Annotated in this window: 22 protein-coding genes; 8 read left to right on the top strand and 14 right to left on the bottom strand. The window is 61.9% G+C overall.

Annotation, left to right across the window (positions count from 1 at the left end):
- Window positions 1–2: 2 nt before the first annotated feature.
- The 6 genes from ACXAG6_RS13020 to ACXAG6_RS12995 all read right to left on the bottom strand — a co-directional run bounded on the left by ACXAG6_RS13020 (window position 3) and on the right by ACXAG6_RS12995 (window position 5590).
- Window positions 3–245, bottom strand: coding sequence for a hypothetical protein (locus ACXAG6_RS13020; RefSeq protein WP_475338125.1), 243 nt, complete (start codon window positions 243–245; stop codon window positions 3–5).
- Between the two features lie 10 nt (window positions 246–255).
- Entirely contained in the window at window positions 256–1635 is a 1380-nt protein-coding gene (locus ACXAG6_RS13015) for a pyruvate dehydrogenase complex E1 component subunit beta (protein ID WP_475338124.1), read from the bottom strand.
- Between the two features lie 15 nt (window positions 1636–1650).
- Window positions 1651–2679, bottom strand: a complete 1029-nt coding sequence (pdhA, locus tag ACXAG6_RS13010) for a pyruvate dehydrogenase (acetyl-transferring) E1 component subunit alpha (RefSeq protein WP_475338122.1) — start codon at window positions 2677–2679, stop codon at window positions 1651–1653.
- A gap of 202 nt (window positions 2680–2881) precedes the next feature.
- Window positions 2882–3184 carry an FtsB family cell division protein gene (locus ACXAG6_RS13005; protein WP_475338120.1) on the bottom strand — a complete coding sequence of 101 codons (303 nt, stop codon included), beginning with the start codon at window positions 3182–3184 and terminating at the stop codon, window positions 2882–2884.
- 176 nt (window positions 3185–3360) lie between these two features.
- Window positions 3361–4254, bottom strand: coding sequence for a fructose bisphosphate aldolase (locus tag ACXAG6_RS13000; protein WP_475338118.1), 894 nt, complete (start codon window positions 4252–4254; stop codon window positions 3361–3363).
- A 157-nt stretch (window positions 4255–4411) separates the two neighbouring features.
- Window positions 4412–5590, bottom strand: a complete 1179-nt coding sequence (locus ACXAG6_RS12995) for a phosphoglycerate kinase (protein WP_475338116.1) — start codon at window positions 5588–5590, stop codon at window positions 4412–4414.
- Window positions 5591–5708: 118 nt separating this feature from the next.
- On the opposite strand from ACXAG6_RS12995, the gene ACXAG6_RS12990 reads away from it, so the two are divergent.
- From ACXAG6_RS12990 to ACXAG6_RS12975, 4 genes are all read left to right on the top strand, one after another.
- Window positions 5709–6209 (top strand): peptidylprolyl isomerase, encoded by a 501-nt coding sequence (locus ACXAG6_RS12990; RefSeq protein ID WP_140014290.1) that lies wholly within the window; start codon window positions 5709–5711, stop codon window positions 6207–6209.
- The gene (locus ACXAG6_RS12985) at window positions 6202–6807 is read left to right on the top strand and encodes a peptidylprolyl isomerase (protein WP_475338114.1); all 606 of its coding nucleotides are present in this window, start codon (window positions 6202–6204) and stop codon (window positions 6805–6807) included. Before ACXAG6_RS12990 ends, ACXAG6_RS12985 begins: the two co-directional genes overlap by 8 nt.
- 76 nt (window positions 6808–6883) lie before the next feature.
- Complete coding sequence (locus tag ACXAG6_RS12980; RefSeq protein WP_475338112.1) at window positions 6884–7852, top strand: DUF3179 domain-containing protein; 969 nt, start codon at window positions 6884–6886, stop codon at window positions 7850–7852.
- Between the two features lie 392 nt (window positions 7853–8244).
- Window positions 8245–8907, top strand: a complete 663-nt coding sequence (locus tag ACXAG6_RS12975) for a hypothetical protein (RefSeq protein WP_475338110.1) — start codon at window positions 8245–8247, stop codon at window positions 8905–8907.
- Here ACXAG6_RS12975 and ACXAG6_RS12970 read toward each other — a convergent pair.
- The gene (locus tag ACXAG6_RS12970) at window positions 8904–9776 is read right to left on the bottom strand and encodes an alpha/beta fold hydrolase (protein ID WP_475338108.1); all 873 of its coding nucleotides are present in this window, start codon (window positions 9774–9776) and stop codon (window positions 8904–8906) included. The genes ACXAG6_RS12975 and ACXAG6_RS12970 overlap by 4 nt on opposite strands.
- Before the next feature lie 139 nt (window positions 9777–9915).
- Here ACXAG6_RS12970 and ACXAG6_RS12965 point away from each other — a divergent pair, with 139 nt between their 5' ends.
- From ACXAG6_RS12965 to ACXAG6_RS12950, 4 genes are all read left to right on the top strand, one after another.
- Window positions 9916–11112, top strand: coding sequence for a multidrug effflux MFS transporter (locus ACXAG6_RS12965; protein ID WP_475338106.1), 1197 nt, complete (start codon window positions 9916–9918; stop codon window positions 11110–11112).
- Window positions 11113–11251: 139 nt separating this feature from the next.
- Window positions 11252–14437 carry a methyl-accepting chemotaxis protein gene (locus ACXAG6_RS12960; RefSeq protein ID WP_475338104.1) on the top strand — a complete coding sequence of 1062 codons (3186 nt, stop codon included), beginning with the start codon at window positions 11252–11254 and terminating at the stop codon, window positions 14435–14437.
- Window positions 14438–14478: 41 nt separating this feature from the next.
- Window positions 14479–15516: a chemotaxis-specific protein-glutamate methyltransferase CheB gene (cheB, locus tag ACXAG6_RS12955; protein WP_475338102.1), complete on the top strand. Its 1038-nt coding sequence runs from the start codon at window positions 14479–14481 to the stop codon at window positions 15514–15516.
- A gap of 17 nt (window positions 15517–15533) precedes the next feature.
- Entirely contained in the window at window positions 15534–16037 is a 504-nt protein-coding gene (locus ACXAG6_RS12950) for a chemotaxis protein CheD (RefSeq protein WP_475338101.1), read from the top strand.
- A 279-nt stretch (window positions 16038–16316) separates the two neighbouring features.
- Here ACXAG6_RS12950 and ACXAG6_RS12945 read toward each other — a convergent pair whose 3' ends face one another.
- From ACXAG6_RS12945 to ACXAG6_RS12915, 7 genes are all read right to left on the bottom strand, one after another.
- Complete coding sequence (locus tag ACXAG6_RS12945) at window positions 16317–16700, bottom strand: hypothetical protein (RefSeq protein WP_475338099.1); 384 nt, start codon at window positions 16698–16700, stop codon at window positions 16317–16319.
- Entirely contained in the window at window positions 16697–17083 is a 387-nt protein-coding gene (locus ACXAG6_RS12940; RefSeq protein WP_475338097.1) for a response regulator, read from the bottom strand. Before ACXAG6_RS12940 ends, ACXAG6_RS12945 begins: the two co-directional genes overlap by 4 nt.
- Window positions 17084–17087: 4 nt before the next feature.
- Window positions 17088–17951 carry a CheR family methyltransferase gene (locus ACXAG6_RS12935; protein ID WP_475338095.1) on the bottom strand — a complete coding sequence of 288 codons (864 nt, stop codon included), beginning with the start codon at window positions 17949–17951 and terminating at the stop codon, window positions 17088–17090.
- 65 nt (window positions 17952–18016) lie between these two features.
- A complete protein-coding gene (locus ACXAG6_RS12930) occupies window positions 18017–18487 on the bottom strand; it encodes a chemotaxis protein CheW (RefSeq protein ID WP_140014301.1) in 471 nt (156 codons plus the stop codon).
- A 4-nt stretch (window positions 18488–18491) separates the two neighbouring features.
- Window positions 18492–20708 carry a chemotaxis protein CheA gene (locus ACXAG6_RS12925; protein ID WP_475338093.1) on the bottom strand — a complete coding sequence of 739 codons (2217 nt, stop codon included), beginning with the start codon at window positions 20706–20708 and terminating at the stop codon, window positions 18492–18494.
- Window positions 20705–21097 (bottom strand): response regulator, encoded by a 393-nt coding sequence (locus ACXAG6_RS12920; protein WP_140014302.1) that lies wholly within the window; start codon window positions 21095–21097, stop codon window positions 20705–20707. Before ACXAG6_RS12920 ends, ACXAG6_RS12925 begins: the two co-directional genes overlap by 4 nt.
- A complete protein-coding gene (locus tag ACXAG6_RS12915) occupies window positions 21094–21384 on the bottom strand; it encodes an STAS domain-containing protein (protein ID WP_475338091.1) in 291 nt (96 codons plus the stop codon). Before ACXAG6_RS12915 ends, ACXAG6_RS12920 begins: the two co-directional genes overlap by 4 nt.
- Window positions 21385–21506: the final 122 nt, after the last annotated feature.

Here is a 21506-nt window from a genome sequence, read left to right as displayed (position 1 = left end):
GCTCAGGCCTCCCTCTCAAGCTGGATCATGTTGTAAGGCGCATCGGGCGATTTGCCGGAGGTCAGCGCCGTCATGGCTTCGGTCAAGTCGTGGCTCATCGCGGCGGCCCATTCCTCTGCCTGTGCGGTAGAGTAATCGGCGTTGATTTCGCGGGCGAGCAGGGCATTGGGCACCAGCGCGCGGGCCGGGCCAAGCCCGATCCGCAGCCCATCAGGGCCGGTTCCGAGTATGTCGATCAGGATCATCACTCCCCCCTCAGCGATAGGTCACTTTTTTCACCGCCTCGATCACCTCATCGGTGGTGACCAGCGCGAGCTTTTCGAGGTTGGCGGCATAGGGCATGGGCACATCCTTGCCGGTGCAGTTGATGACCGGGGCGTCGAGATAGTCGAACGCCTCCTGCATCAGCACGGCCGAGATGTGGTTGCCGATCGAGCAGACCGGGAAGCCCTCTTCGATGGTCACGCAGCGGTTGGTCTTCATTACCGATTTGATCACCGTGGCGGTGTCCATCGGGCGCAGGGTGCGCAAATCGACGACCTCGGCAGAAATCCCATCTTCGGAAAGCTTTTCAGCGGCTTCGAGCGCATACTGCATCCCTATGCCAAAGCTGACCAAGGTCACATCCGTGCCCTCCCGCCAGATTTTTGCCTTGCCGAAGGGGATGGTGAAATCATCCAGCTTGGGCACGTCGAAGGACCGCCCATAGAGGATTTCATTTTCGAGGAAGACCACCGGATTCGGGTCTCGTATCGCGGTCTTCATCAGGCCCTTCGCGTCAGCGGCGGAGTAGGGCATGACGACTTTGAGACCGGGCACCTGAGCGTACCATGCGGCGTAGTCGTGGCTGTGCTGAGCGCCAACACGGGCCGCCGCGCCGTTGGGGCCGCGGAATACCATCGGCGCCCCCATCTGACCGCCAGACATGTACAGCGTTTTTGCGGCGGAGTTGATGATCTGGTCGATCGCCTGCATGGCGAAGTTGAAGGTCATAAACTCGACGATGGGGCGCAGGCCCCCGAACGCTGCACCAACGGCGATACCGGCGAAGCCGTGCTCGGTGATTGGAGTGTCGATCACCCGCTTGTCGCCGAACTCGTCGAGCAGCCCTTGGGACACCTTGTAAGCACCCTGATACTCGGCGACCTCTTCGCCCATCAGATAGACGTTTTCGTCGCGGCGCATCTCTTCGGCCATAGCGTCGCGCAGCGCTTCGCGAACGGTCGTTTGCACCATCTCCGTGCCCTCGGGCCAATCGGGAGACGTGTCTACCTTCAACTCGGTCGGCGCTTCGGCCTGCGGTTTGGCAGCAGCAGGGGCGGCGGTTTCTTCTTTTACCTCAGTGGGTTCGCTGGAGCGGGAAGAGACGTTTTCGGCGGCTGAGGCGTCTTCGCCTTCCTCAAGGATCACCGCGATGGGGGTGTTCACCTTCACCCCTTCGGTGCCCTCGGAAACGAGGATCTTGCCGATGGTGCCTTCATCCACGGCCTCGAATTCCATCGTGGCCTTGTCGGTTTCGATTTCGGCGAGGATGTCGCCGGAATTTACGGAGTCACCCTCTTTCACCAGCCATTTGGCCAGCGTGCCTTCCTCCATGGTCGGAGACAGGGCGGGCATGAGCAGTTCTGTTGCCATTGTTCGACCTCCTCCTCAGGCGTCTTCTTCTTGCGGAGCGACGTCCGCGTAAATGTCAGTCCAAAGCTCTTTGAGCGCGGGCTCCGGGCTTTCCTTGGCGAAGTCGGCCGAGGCGTTGACGATCTCTTTCGTCTCCTTGTCGATGGCCTTCAGATCCTCCTCGGAGGCGTGCTTGCCTTCGAGCAGCATAGCGCGGACCCTTTCGATGGGGTCACGCTCCTCACGCATCTTCTGAACCTCTTCGCGGGTGCGATACTTGGCCGGGTCCGACATGGAGTGGCCACGGTAACGGTATGTTTTGACTTCCAGAATATAGGGGCCTTCGCCCGAGCGGCAGTGCTCCACGGCCTTTTCACCGGCGGCCTTCACGGCCAGCACGTCCATGCCATCGACGATCTCGCCGGGGATGCCGAAGGGCACGCCGCGGGTGTGGATGTCTTCGGTGGAGGTGGAGCGGGCCTGCGAGGTGCCCATTGCATACTGGTTGTTCTCGATAACGAAAACCACCGGCAACTTCCAAAGCGCGGCCATGTTGAAGGTCTCGTAGACCTGGCCTTGGTTGGCAGCACCGTCACCGAAATAGGTGAAGGTTACGCGCTTGTTATCCTTGTATTTATCGGCAAAGGCGAGGCCTGCGCCGAGGGGCACCTGAGCGCCAACGATGCCGTGGCCGCCGTAAAAATGCTTCTCTTTCGAGAACATGTGCATCGAGCCGCCCTTGCCCTTGGAGTAGCCGCCCTCGCGACCCGTGAGCTCGGCCATGACGCCGTTCGGGTCCATCCCGCAGGCCAGCATGTGGCCGTGGTCACGATAGGAGGTGATGCGTTTGTCGCCTTCTTCCGCAGCTGCTTCCAGCCCGACAACAACGGCCTCTTGGCCGATGTAGAGGTGACAGAAGCCGCCGATCAGGCCCATGCCGTAGAGCTGGCCAGCCTTCTCCTCAAAACGACGAATGAGCAGCATGTCCTTGTAGTAGGCCAGCAGCTCTTCTTTCGACGTGTTGGATTTTGCGGGTGATTTCCTGGTGGTCTTCCGAGCCGCCATTGCAGCTTCTCCTCCCCGAGTCAGAAAAGTAGTTTAACGTTGAACCATGTCTTACCATCGCCCATCCGGGGATGCACATGAAAATTTTACGCAGCTATGAGCAGCAGCATTCCGCTTGTGTTGACAAGAGGTTAACGCCGCGGGCGCTTAAAATGAAAGTGTCGGTTTTCGCGCAGGGGAATGCTGCGGCGCAGAGAGGGGCTTAGCGAATAACGATCTCGTCGGCGCGGATCAGGCCCAGCACATCGCGCGCTTGCTGATCGAGCAGGTCAAGGTCGAGGTAGGTGTCAGACATGCGGTGCGTCTTGTTGCGCAGCACCGCCACCTCCGACATCAGGCGCTCGCGCTCGGCCTTCAACTCACGCGCTTCGGCCTCAATCTCGACCCGGCGAAACAGGCCGTAGTCGCCCTGAACCGCCGCGAAGGTGAAATAGAGCCCAAGCGACAGGGCAACGGCGAAATAGATCACCACACCGAATGCCGGCCGTCTGCGGGAAAATGCCATACCGTCGTGCCTCGTCTTCGCGGGCCTCTTTGCGGGCCTCGTCGCACCAGATTTGCACGAAAGCGCGGGCAAGTGAATCCCTTAATCACCCAACCTGATGAAAATACCACCTTTCCTGTGGCAATTTCGTTAACACGTCGGCCCGGAACGGATCATCCGGGCCACGGGAGCGGGGTTTATCCCGCGACGGAGGCCGCGTAGATTGAGCTGATGGCTTCGCTGATGGTGCTGTTGAACGCCCCATCAGACTGGCTGTCTGAAAGCCCCTCGGTGAGCGCCCGGGAGAAACTGGCCACCATGCCGGTGTTTTGCGCAAGCTTGGCATTGGCCTCCGCGCGCGTGTAGCCACCCGAAAGCGCCACAACCTTCAGCACGCGCGGATGATCCACCAGCGGTTTGTAGATGTTGGCCTGCTCAGGCAGCGTGAGTTTGAGCATCACATCTGAGGTTTCGGGCAGCGCGTCGAGCCGCTTGGAGATTTCGGCGAGGAGGATTGCCTCGGCCTCGGCCTTGTCGGGGGCCTTGATGTTGACCTCCGGCTCGAGAATTGGCACCAGCCCATGCTCCACCACCTGTGCGCCAAGCTCGAACTGCTGAGCGACATTTGCGGCGATGCCTTCGGCATTGGCGGCGTGGATCACCGAGCGTTCCTTGGTGCCGAAAATGCCTTTCTCAGCGGCGCGGTTGAGCAACTCGGACAGGCCGGGAATGGGCTTCATCAGCTGCACGCCATTGGCCTCATCTTCGAGGCCCTTGTCGATTTTCAGGAAGGGAACAACGCCGCGCTCGTCCCACAAAAACTGGGCGGAGGGCTTGCCTGCAATGTCCCGGTCCATCGTTTTTTCGAACAGGATCGCGCCGATAACCTTGTCGCCTGTGAAAGCCGGGGCAGTGGCGATGCGCGAGCGCATGTCATGGATCAGGTCAAACATTTCCTCATCGGAGCCATAGCGGCTTTCATCCACACCATAGAGCTTGAGCGCCTTGGGGGTGGAGCCGCCCGATTGATCGAGTGCGGCGATAAAGCCCTGACCTGCGGCGATCTTTTGTTTTTGCTCGGCGTTCGGCATGGGTCGTCCCTCGTAAATGACGTTTGCGCAGAGGGATAGCCGGGGCCGCCGGGGAAGGCAAAGGTGGTTGCGCTAACGTGAGGGCGGGGCGCGCTCGTCCGTCCTTCGGAGCGTCCTCGCGGGGGCGAGGAGTGGCGCCGAAGGCGTTCAACGAGCCTTAGCCGCCGAGCGCGGCGACGCCGGGCAGGGTTTTGCCCTCCATCCACTCAAGGAAGGCGCCGCCTGCGGTGGAGATGTAGGTGAACTGATAGCTGGCCTTGGCGTTGTTCAGCGCCGCCACGGTGTCACCCCCGCCGGCCACGGTGATCAGCTCGCCTCGGTCGGTCAGCGCCCCGGCCTGGCGGGCGGCGGCATAGGTGGCGGCGCCGAAGGGCATGATTTCGAAAGCGCCAAGCGGGCCGTTCCAGATGAGGGTTTCGCTCTCGTCGAAGACCGCGCAGATGTTGGCCACGGTCTTGGGGCCAGCGTCGAGGATCATGCCTTCAGCCGGACATTCCTGCGCCGGGCAGACCTTGTGCGGCGCGCGGGCTTTGAATTCTTCAGCCACGACCACGTCGACAGGCAGGTGAATTTTGCAACCCGAGGTCTTGGCTTCTTCGAGGATTTCCAGCGCGGTGTCGGTCATTTCGGCCTCTGCGAGGCTCTGGCCAATTTCGTAGCCCTGGGCCAGCAGGAAGGTGTTGGCCATTCCGCCGCCGATGATCAGGTGATCGACCTTGTCGAGCAGGTTGGAGAGCAGGGTGATCTTGGTGGAGACCTTGGCCCCGCCAACCACGGCCGCCACCGGGCGGATCGGATCGCCAAGCGCGCCTTCGAGCGCTTCCAGCTCTTCCTGCATGTTGCGGCCCACGCAGGAGGGGAGCAGGTGCGCGACGCCCTCGGTGGACGCATGGGCACGGTGGGCGGCGGAGAAGGCATCGTTGCAGTAGATGTCTCCCAGAGCGGCGAGTTCCTTGGCGAACTCCGGGTCGTTGGCCTCTTCGCCGGGGAAGAAGCGCATGTTTTCAAGCAGCAGAATCTGGCCTTGCGAGAGCGTCGCCACGGCGGCATCCCAGCCGCCATCGGCGAAGGCGACCTTTTGGCCGAGCGCCTCGGAAAGCGCGTGCAGGGTGACCTCCAGCGACATTTCAGGCACCACCTTGCCCTTGGGCCGCCCGAAGTGGGCCAGCAAGATCGGCTTGCCGCCCTTGGCCAGAATGTCCTGCACGGTGGGCACGATCCGGTCGATCCTTGTGGTGTCCGTCACCTTGCCACCGTCTACGGGCACGTTGATATCGACGCGCACCAGCACTCGTTTGCCTGCAAGGTCCATGTCGTCAAGGGTTTTCCAGGCCATTGCCACCTCCATCTGTTGCCCCGTTCTCGCCGGTTTGAACGGCGCGGTCAACGCGGGCCTTTCCCTTCGGCCCGTGCGCGCATAGGGTGCGCGCGACTTTGAACATGAGGAGGCGAGCATGGCCGATATCAAGGATCCCGAGAACACCATTCTGATTGAGCTGGAAGGCGGCACTGTGACCGTCGAGCTGCTGCCCGATGTGGCGCCGCAGCACAGCGCGCGGATGAAGGAACTGGCGCGTGCCGGGGCCTATGACAACGTGGTGTTTCACCGGGTGATCGAAGGCTTCATGGCCCAGACGGGCGATGTGGCCCATGGCAAGGCCGGTGGTGACACCCGGCGGGCTGGCACCGGTGGCTCTGATCTGCCCAACGTGCCGGCCGAATTCAACAAGCTGCCGTTTGATCGTGGCGTTATCGGCGCAGCCCGCAGCCAGAGCCCGGACAGCGCGAACAGCCAGTTTTTCATCTGTTTTGATGATGTTCACTTCCTCAACGGCAATTACACCGTCTATGGCCGGGTGATCGACGGGATGGAGCATGTGGATGCGATCCCGCGCGGCGAACCGCCTGCGAACCCGGGCGTGATGAAAAGCGTGAAGGTGGCCGCTGATGTCTGACGGCAAGGTCTTTGCGGGCGGCATCTTCGCCGTCGGGCTGGCCTTTTTGGCGGCGTTCTTCCTGTTCACCAACGGCACCGTGAGCGAAGCCGAGGCGGCGGAAGACACCGATGGGCCGAACATCGTGATCACGGTGGCGGGCAAGGGCGATGTGGTGATTGACCTGCGCCCTGACCTCGCGCCGGAGCATGTGAACCGGATCACCGCGCTTGTGGAGGCCGGGGCCTATGATGGGGTGGTGTTTCACCGGGTGATGGATGGCTTCATGGCGCAGACCGGCGACGTGGAGTTTGGCAAGGGCGAAGACCTGAGCCGCGCGGGCACGGGCGGATCGAAACTGCCTGATTTGCCTGCGGAATTCTCCGACGAGCCCTATGTGCGCGGCACGGTGGGCATGGCCCGCACGAATGACCCGGACAGCGCGAACAGCCAGTTTTTCATCATGTTCGCCCCGGCAACTCATCTGAACGGCAGCTATACCGTGGTGGGCCATGTCATCGAGGGGATGGAGGTTGTTGACCAGATCACCCGCGGTGTGCCCGGCAGCGGTGTTGTGGAAAATCCCGACGTGATGCAGAGCGTCACCCTGCAAGAGTGACCTCAAGCCTGCGTGAGTAGGCTATGTGAAACGATCAGCCCATGGCATCCTTGACCTGAACGAAGGGGAGGGTGCCATGGGTTTTCTTTTGCGGACAATGGCTTGGCTGGTGCTGACGACCGGGGTGGCGATGGCGGACCCGGGATTCTGGAAGAACGAGTGGCCGCGGACCGATTTTTCCAAGACGAGCGTTGAAAACTGGGTTGAGATCCTTTCAGGCGGGCCGGGGAAAGACGGGATTCCGGCGCTGACGGCGCCGAAGTTCATTGCGGTGAGCAAGGCGAAGCTCGCGGCGCGGGAGCCGGTGATTACGCTGGAGATTGCCGGAAAAGCGCGGGCTTATCCGCTGCGGTATTTGATCTGGCATGAGATCGTGAATGACAGGTTTCAGGGCCTGCCGATTGCCGTAACCTATTGCCCGCTCTGCAATTCTGCGCTGGTTTACTACCGGAAGAACAAGCGGGAAGTGCTGGAATTCGGGGTGACGGGCAAGCTGCGGAACTCGGATATGATCATGTATGATCGCCAGACCGAGAGCTGGTGGCAGCAGGCCACGGGCAAGGCGATTGTGGGTAAGCTGACCGGGGCGCAATTATCACCGCTGCCGAGTTGGATGGAGAGTTGGGAGAGCTTTGCCACCCGCAATCCGAAGGGCGAGGTGATGGCGGAGCCGAACCACGGGCGGCCCTATGGCACAAACCCTTATGAGCGGTATGACAGCTCGAAAAAACCTTTTCTTTTCAATGGAGAAATGCCGCCGCATGGCATTCCGCCGCTGGTGCGTGTGGTTCGCGTTGGCCAGCGCGCATGGCCCTTGCCGCGGATCGCGAAGGCAGGCGAGATCCGCGAAGCGGGGGTTGTGATCAACTGGACGGGCGTGCAGGCGAGCGCCCTCGACAGCGGCGCAATCGCCAAGGGACGTGATGTGGGCATGATCCGGGTGCGCAACGAGAAGGGAGAGGACGTAGCGCACGACCTGCTTTTTGCCTTTGCCTTTCACGCGTTTTATCCGCGGGGAACCTGGATGTTAGGCAAAAGCGATTGAGATTTCGTGAAGGGTGAGGAATACCCTGCTATATCAGGGCCTTAGATCCAGTTTGCAAACTTTCTGCGATGCGGCAGTGCGCGAACTGCTTAGGCTGCGCTTGATGCCAAATTGTTGATATTTGTCAGGGAATTACCCAGTGATCCTCGTGCAAATGGGGTATCAAATTACCGGGGCAACATCCTATGCACAAGTGATGCACAACCCATGCATAGTCGAATCTTGCGAGCCATTTCTGCGGCTGCATTGCAAACTCGCCGCTCGGGCGGCGCAGGCCAACGAGGCCACCATTCGGGGGCGACAGGCCCCAGATCGCGGGCAATTACGGTTTACCGGGCCTGACAACGGCTTTCGTGCTACACTCACCCAACAGTGGATGGGGGGATGCGGGGATGGCGAAAGAGGCAGATCTGAAGACGGTCGGGATGGGGGCCTTGCTGTCGAGCGATGTCTACAAGGATATTTGCTCGCGGTTTTACAAGCGCCACTTCATCAATCTTCCCTCCCATATCAGCGAAGTGAAATCGCTCGGGAAGACACATGGCGTTGGCTTCAAGTTTCAGCCGCGCGATGCGGACGCCTTTGCATCTGCGTTGAAACGCAGGGGCTTTGAGCCCGACAATCGGAACCACCTGTGCGATGCCGTTGCGGCCGGGGCCACACAGGGCCAGGGCTATCGTGAGGTTGGGGTGCCGAGCCTGCATGTGTCGGTGTCATCGGGGATATGCAGCGTGCATGTTGATACTTTCGGCTTTGTCGCACTGGGGCCGAATGGGGAGAAGATCTATAGCCCGGATGCCATTCAGCACATCATCGACGAGTTGATCTGGCAGGATGTGCTGCTTGGCAAGGTAGAGAAGCTCTCTCCCATGGCGGCCAATGCGCTGCGGCGGGTGCATTTTGTTGGCCCGAGCTCCCGAAACCGCTACCGGCTGGAAGTTGGCGCACGCATCAACATTGTGGACAGGCCCGGGCTGCGGCTTGGGCTGGAGGTGACGCGGGATCTTTCTGGCGAGACGCGGGGCGGGGCGAACCTTGAGGTCTTTACCTTTTAGGTCGATGCACCGCCGAAGAGGCGGGTTGCGAAGGCAGCCAGCAGGGCGTTGAAGCGCTCGGGCTCTTCCCAGAAGGGCGCGTGGCCGGAATGTTCGAAAACATGCGCTTCAGCATGGGCGAATTCGGCGGCACATTCATCGAAAATCGGCTTGGGCATCACCCGTTCATGCGCCCCCCAGACCACGAGGCAGGGGTGCTGCGTGGCGCGGGCGGCGGGGCGATAATCTGCGTGGCGCTGGCGGGTCTGACCGCGAATTGCGGGCGGGCACATCATGTTGAAGCCCATCATGGTGGCAAAGTATTCCGCTTCGGGCTGCTGGTGGAAGCAGGCGTGCAGGAAGGCCTCGGTGGCGGAAAGATTTTCGGCCAGCACCTCTGAGAGCATCCCTTTGGCCAGCACATCCGGATCGGCCATGCGCAGCTCGCGTGCCTCGGGGGGGATGAACTTGCCGGAGGTGGGGCCGGTGCCGATCATGGCGGTGCCTGAGAGGGCCGCGTCACCATGCAGCGCGAGGTAGTCGCAGAGCGCCTTGCCACCCATCGACCAGCCCAGCAGCAGCGGGCGGGTGAGCGAGAGCGCTTCGATCACCGCTGCAATGTCGCCCCCCCATGGCTCGGAGCCGGCATAGGCCTCGGGATCGGTCGGCTTGCCGCTTGCGCCATGGCCGCGCAGGTCAAACCCGACCATGCGGAAGCCTGCCAGCGCGGGCGAGGTGAACTGCCGAGCAAAGGAGAGGTGCGCCTGCGACCAGCCATGCACGAAGAGGATGGGCGGGCCATCGGGTGCGCCATACTCGGCCACCGAGATCGGGCAGCCGCCGTAACCGGAGATGAGCTGCGTGGCGAATGGGGCAGGGTGCTTGGTCATCCGTCGCATTTGTCAGCAGATGTATGACGAGAGCAAGAAATTTTCGGCCCCGGGCTGGACGGGGGGCGGCAAATCGCTAGGTTCCGCCGCGTGCCGCGATGCAGCCCGTCTGTGCGGCCCGTTTCTGAAAGGATAGACGATGCCGAAGCCTCAGGGGCTGTTTCGCTCCGCGTTGATCTTGGGCCTCATGTCGATGGTTGGCCCCTTCGCGATTGACATGTACCTGCCGTTGTTACCCGAGATCGGGGTGGCTCTTGGCGTGGATGAGGCGGCGATGGGGGCCACAATTGTGGGCTATTTCATCGCCTTCGGCCTTGCGCAGTTGGTGTATGGCCCCTGGGCCGATCAGGCTGGACGGCGGTTGCCGGTGTATTTCGGGCTTGGGGTATTTGCGATTGGCTCGGTGGGCGCGGCCATGGCCGGGAGCCTTGAGGCGCTGGTGGGCTGGCGCGTTGTGCAGGGCCTTGGCGGCGCGGCGGTGATGGTGATCCCGCGTGCGATCATTCGCGATTTGCACACCGGGCCAGAGGCGACGCGCATGATGGCACTGATCATGCTGGTGATCTCCGTTTCGCCCATGCTGGCCCCGCTTGCTGGCTCAGGCGTGGCCGCTGCTGCGGGGTGGCGGGCGATCTTCTGGGTGCTGGCCGGGGCGGCGCTGGCCTGCGTGACGCTGATGCATTTTGCCCTGCCAGAAACCCTGCCGCCGGAGCGCCGGGTGAATGTGAAGGTCAAGGCCCTGAGCCGGGCCTGCGGGGTGCTGTTGCGTGATGTGAAGTTCATGGGGCTGACCTTTGTAGGCGGGCTCGGGATGGCGAGCTTTTTCGTGTTCATCTCGCTGGCACCCTATGTGTACCGGCAGGAGTTTGACCTTACGCCAACCGGCTTTTCGCTCGCCTTCGCGGTGAATGCTGCCGGGTTCTTTGGGGCGAGCCAGATCGCCGGGCCGCTGGCAGAGCGTGTGGGGCTTTCGCGCGTGGTGTTGGCCGGGGTTTCGGGCTTTGCGCTGGCGGCCTCGGTGCTGTTTGCGGTGGTGGCCTCGGGCGGCAGCAGCCTTGTGGTGGTGATGGCCGGGCTCTTTATTGCCAACGCCTTTTTGGGCCTCGTGATCCCCACGACGATGGTGATGGCGCTCGACGATCACGGCGAGATTGCCGGCATGGCCTCCAGCCTCGGCGGCACGTTGCAAATGGTGGCCGGCGGGGTGGCGGTGATGCTGGCGGGGCCGTTCCATGATGGCACCTCGGTGCCGATGGTGGGGGCCATCGCAGCCTGCGGCATTGGCGCGGTAACGCTGGCCTGGACGGTGCTGGCGCGGATACGGCAACCTGCCTGAAGCGCGGTGCCAGAATCTGGCGTTGGTTAAACCTATTTTAGCACCCTTGAGGCATTTCCGGAGCTGAAATCGGCCCGCCCGCAATGGGCGTGGGCCGCCTGCCACGGCTCCGGAGACCTTGAGACCCATGCTGAGCAACATGAAACTGCGGATAAAGCTGCCGCTGCTGATTTTTCTGATCGTCGCTGTCACCGTGGCCGGATTTCTCGGCCTTTTGGCCATGGAAGGGTGGAAGAACGCGGAGCGCTCGGCCTATGCCCGCCTCGATGCCGCGCTGGAAAAGGACCGCGCGGCCCTGCAGAGCTGGGTGGATACCATCCGCAGCGATCTCGTGGTGAATTCCACCGAAGCCACGGTGACCTCGGCATTGCAAAAGCTCACCGGTGCCTTTGCCGCGATCGAAGACCCGGCCAGTGATCTGCAGCGGCTTTACATCGAGGAAAACCCGCATCCCGTGGGGGAAAAACACCTTTACGACTTCGCCCGCGATGGATCGGGCTATTCTATCGCGCACCGTCGCTATCACGGCTTCTTTCGGGCGCTCCAGCAGGTGCGTGGCTATTATGACGTGTTCCTCATGGATGCCGATGGCAACGTGATTTACAGCGTTTTCAAGGAATTGGACTTTGCCACCAACGTGGTGGATGGGCCCTGGGCGGAAAGCGGGCTTGGAGAAGTGTATCGCGGCGCTGTCTCCCAGGCCGGCGCCGAAGAGCGGGTGTTTTTTGTTGATTACGCCCCCTATGGGCCATCGAACAGCGCGCCAGCAGGCTTTGCCGGGATCGCAATTGCCCGCGAAGACGGCACGTTGCAGGGTGTGCTGGCTGTGCAAATGCCAACCGATCAGGTCGCTTCGCTGATATCGCAGAGTGCAGGGATTCAGGAGATTTTCGCCGGAAGCGACATGAAGCAGCGTAACACGGCGGGGCAGGCGGGGATTGAGCCTCTGGACGATGAGGCGGTTCGCCGCGCGCTGCAAGGCGAAGTGGGGCGCCTGACCGGGCCGATCCATAGCGGTGAGACGGGGCTGGCCGCCTATGGGCCTGTCGACTTCGGCAGCTTTATCTGGGCCGTCACGGCGCAAATGACCGATGAGGCTGCTTTCGGCGGGATCAATAGATTGCTGACCGAAGCCGCCATTGGCGGAACGATATTGCTGCTGCTGGCAACGGCAGTGGGGTTCGCCCTGTCTCGCGGGATCGTCGGGCCTGTGACGGCGGTCCGCAACGGGTTGCAGGGGCTGACGCGGGGCGAATATTCCTACGCCGTTTCCGGCACCGCACGCGGGGACGAGCTTGGCGAGATGGCGCGCAGCGCCGAAACCCTGCGCGACAAACTTCAGAGCGCCCAGGCCGCGGAACAGGACAACATCTTCCGTGGCGCCGGTTTTCAGGCCAGCTCTGCGCCGATGCTCATGCTCGATTCCGATCTTCGCGTCAGCTACGCCAATGCCGCCGTTGAAGCATTCTTCGACAAACACGCCGAAACCTTTGCGGCGGGCGGACTCTATAGCGGCACTGGCGAGCTGACGGGGCAGGGGATTGACCAATTGATGCCAAACCCGGACAGCCTGCAGCGGGCCCTGGATGTGCCAGAAGATCTGCCGCGCACGCTGTTCTTCCGGCTCGACGACACCCGCTTTTCCATGCGCGTGGGCGCGGTGGTGGATGATCAGGGTGCCCCGATTGGCACTGTTGTGGAGCTGGCGAACGCGACACAGGAATTCATGGATCGGGCGCTGATGACCTCCATCAACCGTTTCCTGGCCACCATCAAGATGGACCGCAAGGCGAAGGTCTTTGAAGTCAACGGCACGATGGCTGAGGTTCTTGGCTGTACTGCTGAGGAGTTGCAGGGCAAGAGCGCGCCAGAGATCTTCCAGTTCGACCCGCAGAGCGAAACCAAAACCGGAACGGTTCTGGAACGATTGAAGCAGGGCGAGAACGTGTTTGGCTTGTTCAGCTTGCGCGGCCCGAGTGGCGAGTTGCGCTGGCTTCAGGGCGGATTTTCCCCGGTGCTGGATACCGATGGGCAGGTTGCGATGTTCCTGTTCATGGGTTCTGACGTCACGGAGGACCGCGAAAAGCTCGCAGAGGCCGAGCGAGAGCAGAACCGCGTGGCTGAAGCACAGACACAGGTGGTCGACAGCCTGCGCGTGGGGCTCATGGCCTTGGCAGAAGGCAACCTGACCAAGCTGCTCGATGAGCAGTTTTCCGAGGGCTATGACGAGCTGCGCATCAACTTCAACGAGGCGGCCTCCAAGCTTCGCGAGGCCATCGCCATGGTGACGGAGAACGCGGGCGCAATACACCGAGAGGTGGGTGAAATTGCCACGTCTGCCGATGATCTTTCGCGCCGAACGGAGCGGCAGGCGACGACATTGGAAGAGACCGCCGCCGCGCTCGACCAACTCACCTTCAGCGTCCGCTCCGCCGCACAGGGCGCCGATCGTGCCAACCAGATGGTTACGGAGGCACGCGGCAATGCGGAGCAGGGCGGCAAGGTGGTAAGCGAGGCTGTTGCGGCGATGGGCCAGATCTCCAGCAGCTCTGACCAGATTTCCAAGATCATCACGGTGATCGAGGACATTGCCTTTCAGACAAATCTCCTGGCACTCAACGCCGGGGTAGAGGCCGCGCGCGCGGGCGAAGCCGGGCGCGGCTTTGCCGTCGTCGCTTCGGAAGTGCGCGCATTGGCACAGCGTAGCTCGGATGCGGCACGGGAAATCTCCGGCCTGATTTCCTCTTCGGGAGATCACGTGAAGCGCGGGGTCGATCTTGTGGGTCAGACGGGCGAGGCCCTTCGGGAAATCGTCACCAGCGTGACCGACATCGCCGGCCATGTTTCGGAAATTGCGCAATCGGCCAAGGAGCAATCGGGCGGCCTTGACGAGATCAATACCGCGATGAACCAGCTCGATCAGGTGACGCAGCAAAATGCAGCGATGTTCGAGCAGACCAATGCCGCAAGCCAGTCCCTTTCTGGCGAAGCGGACCTCTTGAAGAAGACGGTAAGCCGGTTTGAAATCGGCAAAGTTGCGGAGGTCACAGGGGAAGGGGAGACCACCGCAGCCCCGGCTCATGCACCTGCCACACGGCCTCTCGCCGCCACAGAACCCGCCAGCGATACGGTAGAGACAGGTGAGGCCGAAGTAGCGTCCTTACCGGCAGAAAAACCCGACCAAACGGCCCACACGTTAGATGCCGCAGCACCGCCCACCGCCCCAACGCCGACTTTCCGCAGTGGACGCCCCTCTGTTCTCCAGAGTGATGGCTCGGCCGCGCTGGCCATGCCCCCCGACGACGAGGACTGGGAAGAATTCTAGGGCGTTACCCCGCGTGGACTTGGATAAGAGGATTGACTTTGATGGTTGAAAAGAGGCGCGTTGTCATTGTGGACGACAGCACGACCATGCGCGCCATCCTTGGCCAGTTGTTGACCTCCGACGGCAGGTTTGACGTGGTGGGCGAGGCGGCGGACCCTTACGAGGCGCGCTCTGTCATCAAGGCGACAAACCCCCATGTGGTAACGCTTGATGTCGAGATGCCACGGATGGACGGTTTGAGCTTTTTGGAAAAGATCATCTCGCTGCGTCCGCTCCCCGTAGTCATGCTGTCTTCTGGCACCGGCCCGGGCAGCGACCTCGCCGTTGAGGCCTTGGCCAAGGGGGCAATCGACTGCCTCGGGAAAGACGGGTTCAGCCGACCGGATGGCGCGGCCGAGGTGACCGACCGTATTTTTGACGCCTCTCTCGCCCGCGTTGAGCCTCGCGCCTCGCGCCCTGTTTCGCGTGATCATTCGAGTTTTCGGTGGAACGGGCGGTTGGTGTTGATCGGCTCCTCGACCGGGGGGGTGGAGGCGCTCGAACGCGTCCTTGGAGGCATGCCACCCAATGCACCGCCGATTGTGGTGGTTCAGCATATGCCGCCACAGTTCATGGAAAGCCTCGCCCATCGGCTCTCAGGGCTGATCGCTCCACGTGTTGCGCTGGCCCGTGAAGGCTTGGAGGTGACGCAGGGCATGGTGGTCTTTGCTCCGGGCGGGGCGCATCACCTCGAATTGGTGCACACACCTCGCGCCGCACCGCGCTGCCGCATGGTGGAGGCTCCGCTGATGAGCGGCCACCGTCCTTCCGTCGACCGATTGTTCTTCTCAGCCGAGCCGATGGCGTCGCAATGTTTGGCCGTCTTGCTGACGGGCATGGGGCGAGATGGCGCTAGCGGCATGCTTGCTTTGCGGGATGCAGGCGCCCGCAGCCTGGCACAAAGCCGAGAAAGCAGCACGGTCTGGGGCATGCCCCGCGTCGCTTGGGAAACCGGTGCCGCCGAAGCGCTGGTGCCGCTCAATGGCATGGGCGCCAAAATCCTATCGCTTTGCGGACGTGGTCGGGTGCCGATGCAATGACCGGAAGGGGGCCAACAATGCACGTCGCGCAGGGCGAGTTTGGGGTTTCTGCAGACCCTGAGATGATGCTGACCACTATCCTCGGCAGTTGCGTTTCCGTGTGCCTTTGGGACCGCCAGTCGCGTTTGGGGGGAATGAACCACATTCTCTTGCCCGGCGGCGGCGGCACCGATTTGTATCAGGCCGCCGCGGGCGCCAATGCAATGGAGCTGCTCATCAATGGTATGCTCAAGGCCGGAGCCCGGCGCGAATCCCTCGAAGCAAAAGTGTTCGGCGGGGCACGAATGATCAAGGCAAGCTCCGACATCGGCGCACGCAATGGGGCCTTTGTGACAGAGTTTCTGGAGCGCGAGCATATTCCGCTTACCGGTCAGTCGCTGGGTGGAACCCTCGGGCGTCGCGTTCAGTTCTGGCCGGAAAACGGGCGGGCCCGGCAAATGTTGATTGCCAAGTTTGAAGAGCCCGTGGCCGCCGCAGTGCAAGAAAAAGCCCCGGCGGATGATGCGCTGGAACTGTTTTGAAGGTTCCCGATCCGCATGATCCATGTATGCGGGGCCTATTTTACGGCCCACCCCTGTGCTGGCTGAGCTTCTGTAGAGTGCATATTTTCGGATCGGATTTTGGGCCAAGCACCGTTGAGGTCGGCCATCGGCTGATCCTTACGGTGTCAGATCGCCAATGAGATGAGAGCGCCCGGCGAGGGCGACGCGACATGCGGTTTCAAAAAGTAGCCCGCCTTCGCGCTTTAACCTTGCACCGGGCAAGAGATTCCATGGAGGCGACCGCAAAAAGATCTCTCTTTAGAACAGGTCGACTTCACCGCAGGGGCGTTCTTCTTCCAACGCGGCTGCACCGCCTTGGAGCAATGCGATCCGGCAGCTCTCAAGACGGAGCAGATCTGCAAGGGCGACAATGTCAATGTGGTCGTTACGGCCGGCCGCATCTGCCGCAAGATGTGCGGCGGCCCGAAGATCATCAAGAGTCTGATGGATTAGATCGAGGCCCTGGAGCTCTCTCAGCTGTGCGCGGGAGGGATGGCCTGCCTGCGAGAGGAAGTTGCCGAGATCATCCTGCATCTGAAAGGTGCGGGCCGCCAACCCATCCAGCGTGTCGGCCAGTCGGGTCAGAAGGGCGGAAATCGATAGATCTGCTTGGCCGGTTTGAACAGTATCGACAGCGCTCACAGGCGGCCCACCACGGCTTCCATGCAGGCATGGAGATCCTTTGGCTGGAATGGCTTCTTGATGAAGTTGTTCATCCCGAGGGCCCGGCCCGTGTCGATAATCTGCTTGTCGGCCTTTCCGGTTATCAGGATGAAGCCGATGCCTTTCAACCTTACATGGGTACGCAGGGCCTTGAGCAGGTGCAGGCCATCCATCCCCGGCATGTTGTAGTCGGAGATGACAAGATGGGCCGGCTTTTTCTCAAGTTCGGCCATGGCGGCGTTGCCATCGGCGGTGTAGCGCACGTTGGTGACACCCATCGCATCAAGGGCCTGAAGGATCAGGCCGCGACTTGTGGACATGTCGTCCACAACCATGACGTGGAGCTTTTCTCGGAGGGACATCTGGTTACTCCTGATGGGCGCTTGGGCGCGGCGAAACTGGGGGGTGGGCCGTTGAATCGAAAGCGAAGGTCGTTTGGCCCACCTGACAAAACGGGGCACCGGCCGCCGGATCTATCCGCTCGGAATGCCCGAGATAGAGGACGGCGTTGAAGGCACAGATATCGGAAAAACGGGAGATCAGCCGGTTTTGCGTGGGTTGGTCGAAATATATCATCACGTTTCGACAGAAGATCGCATCGAACTTGCCCTTCATCGGCCAGTCGCCCATGAGATTGAGGTGGCGGAAAGACACCAGGCTGCGGACGTCGTCGGACACCCTCATATCGCCTCCCTCAACCGGATGCAGAAAGCGATCCCGCCCGCCGGTTTTGAGTGGGGTCACAAGATCCGGCGCATAGGTTGCGGCACGTGCTGCGGCGAGGATCTGCTGATCAACGTCTGTGGCAAGGATCTTCAGATCGTAACGAAGGGCATCCGGGAACTGTTCAAGGACCACCATGGCGAGGCTGTAAGGCTCCTGCCCGGAGGAACAGGCGGCAGACCAGAGTCGCACCCGCTCGCCTGCGCGAGCCTTCTCAATGAGCTTGGGCAAATGCCGGGCAGCAAAATGTTCGAAGTGATGGTTTTCGCGGAAAAAGCTGGTGACATTCGTTGTGAGAGCAGAAATCAGATGCTCGCGTTCCTCACCGGCCTCCGGACCCTGCAACAGGGCGATGTAATCATCCACCCCTGAGAGCTTCAGGGCGCGAAGCCGCTTGCCGATCCGTGAAAAAACCATCGCCGCCTTCTCGGGGACAATGTTCAGCCCGGCAGCATCGCGGGCCATTCCCGCAATCGCGTCAAACTGGGTGCGTTTTTCTGGCGACATCGGCTCTAGCGCTGCGACGCCAGCCTGCTGCGTCAGGCGCGCTGGAGATATGGCTTGGGTTGTGCTCACGCGGCCTCGGCATCGATGTTGGGCAGAACGGCGGCCAGATCAAGCACGCGGAGCATGCGCTCTTCATGGATCGTGAGCGCGCGGACGCACTTCAGAGATCCGTCGCTGGACATGTCCGGCGGGGCCTGCAGCTCAGCCTCCGAGACGGCGAAGATATCAGAAACCGCGTCAACCAGCAGGCCAACGGTATTGTCGCCGGATTGGACCACGACGATGACGTTTCGCTCGTTTTTCTCACCTGCGGGGATGCTGAGGCGCTTGGCGAGGTCTATGATTGGCAGCACCGTTCCGCGCAGGTTGATGACGCCGCGGACATAGGGCGGGGCATGGGGCAGGGGGGTGGCCTCTGTCCAGCTGCGAATCTCGCGTACCGAGATGATATCAATCGAATACTCCTGCGCGCCAACGTGAAAGCTGAGAAGCTCCTGGCGGGTGGGATCTTGGGCGTTGTCATCGGTTTGTGTCATGAGATTATCCTGCAAGATCGAAGGTTTGCATGTTGCGGGAGGTGCCCGCCGAGGCGATCAGATCCGCCGGGTCGAGGATGAGGGCGATGCGGCCATTGCCGAGAATCGTGGCCGCCGCGATACCGGGCACGCGGCCATAGCTTTCCTGCAGCCCTTTGATGACGACCTGGCGTTGCTCGACGATCCGGTCCACCACCAGAGCGGAGCGGGTGTTATCTTCCATCGATATGAGCAGCACCGAGCTGCCCTCGTAGCTGTCGAGCGGGGTGCGGAACCCGAGTTGCACCGCCATGTCGAGGATCGGGACGAACTCTTCACGGATGCGCACAAGCTGGGTGCCAGCGCCGAGCTGTTCCATGTCGCTCGACTGAAGCGTGAGGGTTTCGGAGATCGAGCCGAGCGGGACCACGAGGATTTCGCCTCCGGCTTCGACGACCATTCCGTCCAGCACAGCAAGGGTGAGGGGCAGCGATATGGAGAAGGTCGTGCCAACGCCCGGCTCCGAAGTGATGGTGACGCGCCCGCCGAGGGCTTGGATCGAGCTGCGCACGACATCCATGCCGACACCGCGACCGGAGAGGTCGGAGACTTCTTTGGCGGTAGAAAAGCCGGGCAGGAAAAGGAGGTTATCAATCTCCTGGTCCTGCATGGGCACGCCGGGTGGGATCAGGCCCTTTTCCTCGGCCTTGGCCTTGACCACTTCGCGGTTGATGCCGCCGCCATCGTCCTTGATTTCAAGAACCACGCGACCGGACTTGTGGGCTGCCGTGAGAGTGACCACGCCATCGGCGGGCTTGCCAGCGGCGATGCGCCCCTCGGTGGTTTCGAGCCCGTGATCGACCGCGTTGCGGACCATATGCGTGAGCGGATCAGCGAGGCGCTCGATCACGGTTTTGTCGATTTCGGTTTGCTCGCCATCGGTGATGAAGCGCACGGATTTACCGACCATGGAGGAACTTTCGCGCACGATCCGGCTCATGCGCTGGAACAGCGATTTAACCGGCTGGGCGCGGATCATCATCACGCTTTCCTGGATGTCACGGGTGAGTTGCAGGAACTCTTCCAGCCCTGATGCGACGGTGGAATTTGCCGGAATCCCCGCTTCGGCGACGCTCTGGCTCAGCATGGCCTGATTGATGACCAACTCGCCGACGAGGTTGACCAGCCGCTCGATGCGGTCGAGGTCAACCCGGACGGTGGCCTTGGCCCCGGCGGCGGATTGCTTGCCGTCCTTTGCAGCGCCCGAGGGCGGTTTGGCGGCGGGGGCCGGTTTTGCGGCTGCGGGCGTGGGTGCAGGCGGGGCCTCTGGGGCCGGCATTTCACTCATTGGCTCGGGCTCCGGTTCTGGCTCGGAGTCTTCCTCCGATGCTGTGCCCGGTGCCTCGCCATCATCGACCGTGCCGGGAATGACGATGGTGTCGAGGTTTGGCAGGCCTGCGGATGGGGTGCCGGTTTGCTCGATCGAGAGTTCGCACAAACCGTCCACGAATTCGAAGATTTCGGCAACCTCGTCCTTTTGGGCAGTGCCGGCGATTTCCACCTCCCAGCCGATGGAACTCTCTTCGGGCACCAGATCGGCGAGGGGCGGGAGGTTTGAGATATCGCAGGTGGTGGTGACTTCGCCCAAATCACCCAAGGCGGCCAGCATGTGGCGTGGTTCGTTGCCCGAGGCGAAGAGTTCGGCAGTGGGGTGAAACCGCACGTGGATGGCCGGGGCGGTGGAGGCATCTGTCGCCTCCGGCTCCTCCTCTGCGTCCAGCGGATCAAGGGAGAGCGTCATTGGGGCGAAGTCGATCTCTTCTTCTGCTTCCTCCTCTTCGATGACGCCACCGACCAGCGCTTCGAGGTCGCCCAGCACCGCTTCTGTGGTGGCCTTGTCGAGAGTTTCGCCATCGCGGGAGGCGCGGACGATATCGTAGAGTACATCGGCACCGCGGAAGAAAAGGGCGATTGTGTCTCGTGAGGGCTCCAGCCGGCCATTGCGGATTTCGTCCATCACGGTTTCAAACCGGTGGGCGAAACGCACCAGCTCTTCCAGCCCGAAGGCCCCGGCGCCGCCCTTGATGGAATGCACCGCACGGAAGCAGACGTTGATGGTTTCGGCGTCTGTGTCGCCATCGTCCATCGCGGTCAGCCCGTCTTGCAGGCTTTCGAGCAGTTCTTCGCATTCGATGAAGAAACTGGCCCGGATTTCGGCCATCGGATCTGTTTCGGGCATCATGCAGCTCCTTTGCCGGCGACCATGTTGATGGCGCGCACCAGTTTGACCGGATCGAAGGGCTTGACGATCCATCCGGTTGCGCCGGAGGTGCGGGCGCGGGCCTTCAACTCATCGGCGCTCTCGGTGGAGAGCACAAGGATGGGAACGGCGCGGTGCTGGTCCTTGGCGCGCACGGCGTCGATGAAGCCGAACCCATCCATCCGGGGCATGTTGATGTCGGTGATGATCGCATCGGGCGGGGTGCCGTCATCGACCATATCCTCCAGCACTTCCAACCCGTGCAGCCCGTCTTCGGCCACCTGCGGGGCAAACCCGGCCTGCGAGAGGGCGAGCTTGAGCATGTCGCGGATGGTGCGGCTGTCATCCACCGCCAAAATGGAAAGGCTCATGCGGCGAGCTCCTTGCTGCAAAGGTCATCGGCGGTGAACCCGAAAATGGCGAGCTGTGCCGCGCATTCCGCGCTCAACGCATCCACCGACAGGCTCACGCCAGCCTCTCGCCAGGTTTTGGCGGCAGAGAGCAGCACTTGCAGGCCGGGCGTGCCGAGGCTTTCGCAGGCGCTGGCATCAAGCACGAGCGGCTTGCCGGCATGACCGAGCAACTCATCGCGGAGCGGTGCGGCAGCGGGCAGATCGAGCCGCGCGGGAAGCGGCAGGCGCAGACTGGCATCGCTCATCGGGCAGGCCCCTTTTGGTATGGGGCGAAGGGCGGAAGCATGGATCGACTCCTTCATCCGGTCGGTTGGATGAGGAAGGGATGCCCGACAGGTCTTAAGATTAACTTACGCCAGATGAGGAA

The organism is Vannielia sp. ABF1_015 (genome assembly GCF_056160745.1).
This window is presented reverse-complemented; position numbering and strand designations above follow the sequence as displayed.

What these genes read in the sequence shown, in the direction of transcription:
- ACXAG6_RS13020 (WP_475338125.1), bottom strand. Translation starts at nt 245, where the DNA reads ATGATCCTGATCGACATACTCGGAACCGGCCCTGATGGGCTGCGGATC.
- ACXAG6_RS13015 (WP_475338124.1), bottom strand. Translation starts at nt 1,635, where the DNA reads ATGGCAACAGAACTGCTCATGCCCGCCCTGTCTCCGACCATGGAGGAA.
- pdhA (WP_475338122.1), bottom strand. Translation starts at nt 2,679, where the DNA reads ATGGCGGCTCGGAAGACCACCAGGAAATCACCCGCAAAATCCAACACG.
- ACXAG6_RS13005 (WP_475338120.1), bottom strand. Translation starts at nt 3,184, where the DNA reads ATGGCATTTTCCCGCAGACGGCCGGCATTCGGTGTGGTGATCTATTTC.
- ACXAG6_RS13000 (WP_475338118.1), bottom strand. Translation starts at nt 4,254, where the DNA reads ATGCCGAACGCCGAGCAAAAACAAAAGATCGCCGCAGGTCAGGGCTTT.
- ACXAG6_RS12995 (WP_475338116.1), bottom strand. Translation starts at nt 5,590, where the DNA reads ATGGCCTGGAAAACCCTTGACGACATGGACCTTGCAGGCAAACGAGTG.
- ACXAG6_RS12990 (WP_140014290.1), top strand. Translation starts at nt 5,709, where the DNA reads ATGGCCGATATCAAGGATCCCGAGAACACCATTCTGATTGAGCTGGAA.
- ACXAG6_RS12985 (WP_475338114.1), top strand. Translation starts at nt 6,202, where the DNA reads ATGTCTGACGGCAAGGTCTTTGCGGGCGGCATCTTCGCCGTCGGGCTG.
- ACXAG6_RS12980 (WP_475338112.1), top strand. Translation starts at nt 6,884, where the DNA reads ATGGGTTTTCTTTTGCGGACAATGGCTTGGCTGGTGCTGACGACCGGG.
- ACXAG6_RS12975 (WP_475338110.1), top strand. Translation starts at nt 8,245, where the DNA reads ATGGCGAAAGAGGCAGATCTGAAGACGGTCGGGATGGGGGCCTTGCTG.
- ACXAG6_RS12970 (WP_475338108.1), bottom strand. Translation starts at nt 9,776, where the DNA reads ATGACCAAGCACCCTGCCCCATTCGCCACGCAGCTCATCTCCGGTTAC.
- ACXAG6_RS12965 (WP_475338106.1), top strand. Translation starts at nt 9,916, where the DNA reads ATGCCGAAGCCTCAGGGGCTGTTTCGCTCCGCGTTGATCTTGGGCCTC.
- ACXAG6_RS12960 (WP_475338104.1), top strand. Translation starts at nt 11,252, where the DNA reads ATGAAACTGCGGATAAAGCTGCCGCTGCTGATTTTTCTGATCGTCGCT.
- cheB (WP_475338102.1), top strand. Translation starts at nt 14,479, where the DNA reads ATGGTTGAAAAGAGGCGCGTTGTCATTGTGGACGACAGCACGACCATG.
- ACXAG6_RS12950 (WP_475338101.1), top strand. Translation starts at nt 15,534, where the DNA reads ATGCACGTCGCGCAGGGCGAGTTTGGGGTTTCTGCAGACCCTGAGATG.
- ACXAG6_RS12940 (WP_475338097.1), bottom strand. Translation starts at nt 17,083, where the DNA reads ATGTCCCTCCGAGAAAAGCTCCACGTCATGGTTGTGGACGACATGTCC.
- ACXAG6_RS12935 (WP_475338095.1), bottom strand. Translation starts at nt 17,951, where the DNA reads ATGTCGCCAGAAAAACGCACCCAGTTTGACGCGATTGCGGGAATGGCC.
- ACXAG6_RS12930 (WP_140014301.1), bottom strand. Translation starts at nt 18,487, where the DNA reads ATGACACAAACCGATGACAACGCCCAAGATCCCACCCGCCAGGAGCTT.
- ACXAG6_RS12925 (WP_475338093.1), bottom strand. Translation starts at nt 20,708, where the DNA reads ATGATGCCCGAAACAGATCCGATGGCCGAAATCCGGGCCAGTTTCTTC.
- ACXAG6_RS12920 (WP_140014302.1), bottom strand. Translation starts at nt 21,097, where the DNA reads ATGAGCCTTTCCATTTTGGCGGTGGATGACAGCCGCACCATCCGCGAC.
- ACXAG6_RS12915 (WP_475338091.1), bottom strand. Translation starts at nt 21,384, where the DNA reads ATGAGCGATGCCAGTCTGCGCCTGCCGCTTCCCGCGCGGCTCGATCTG.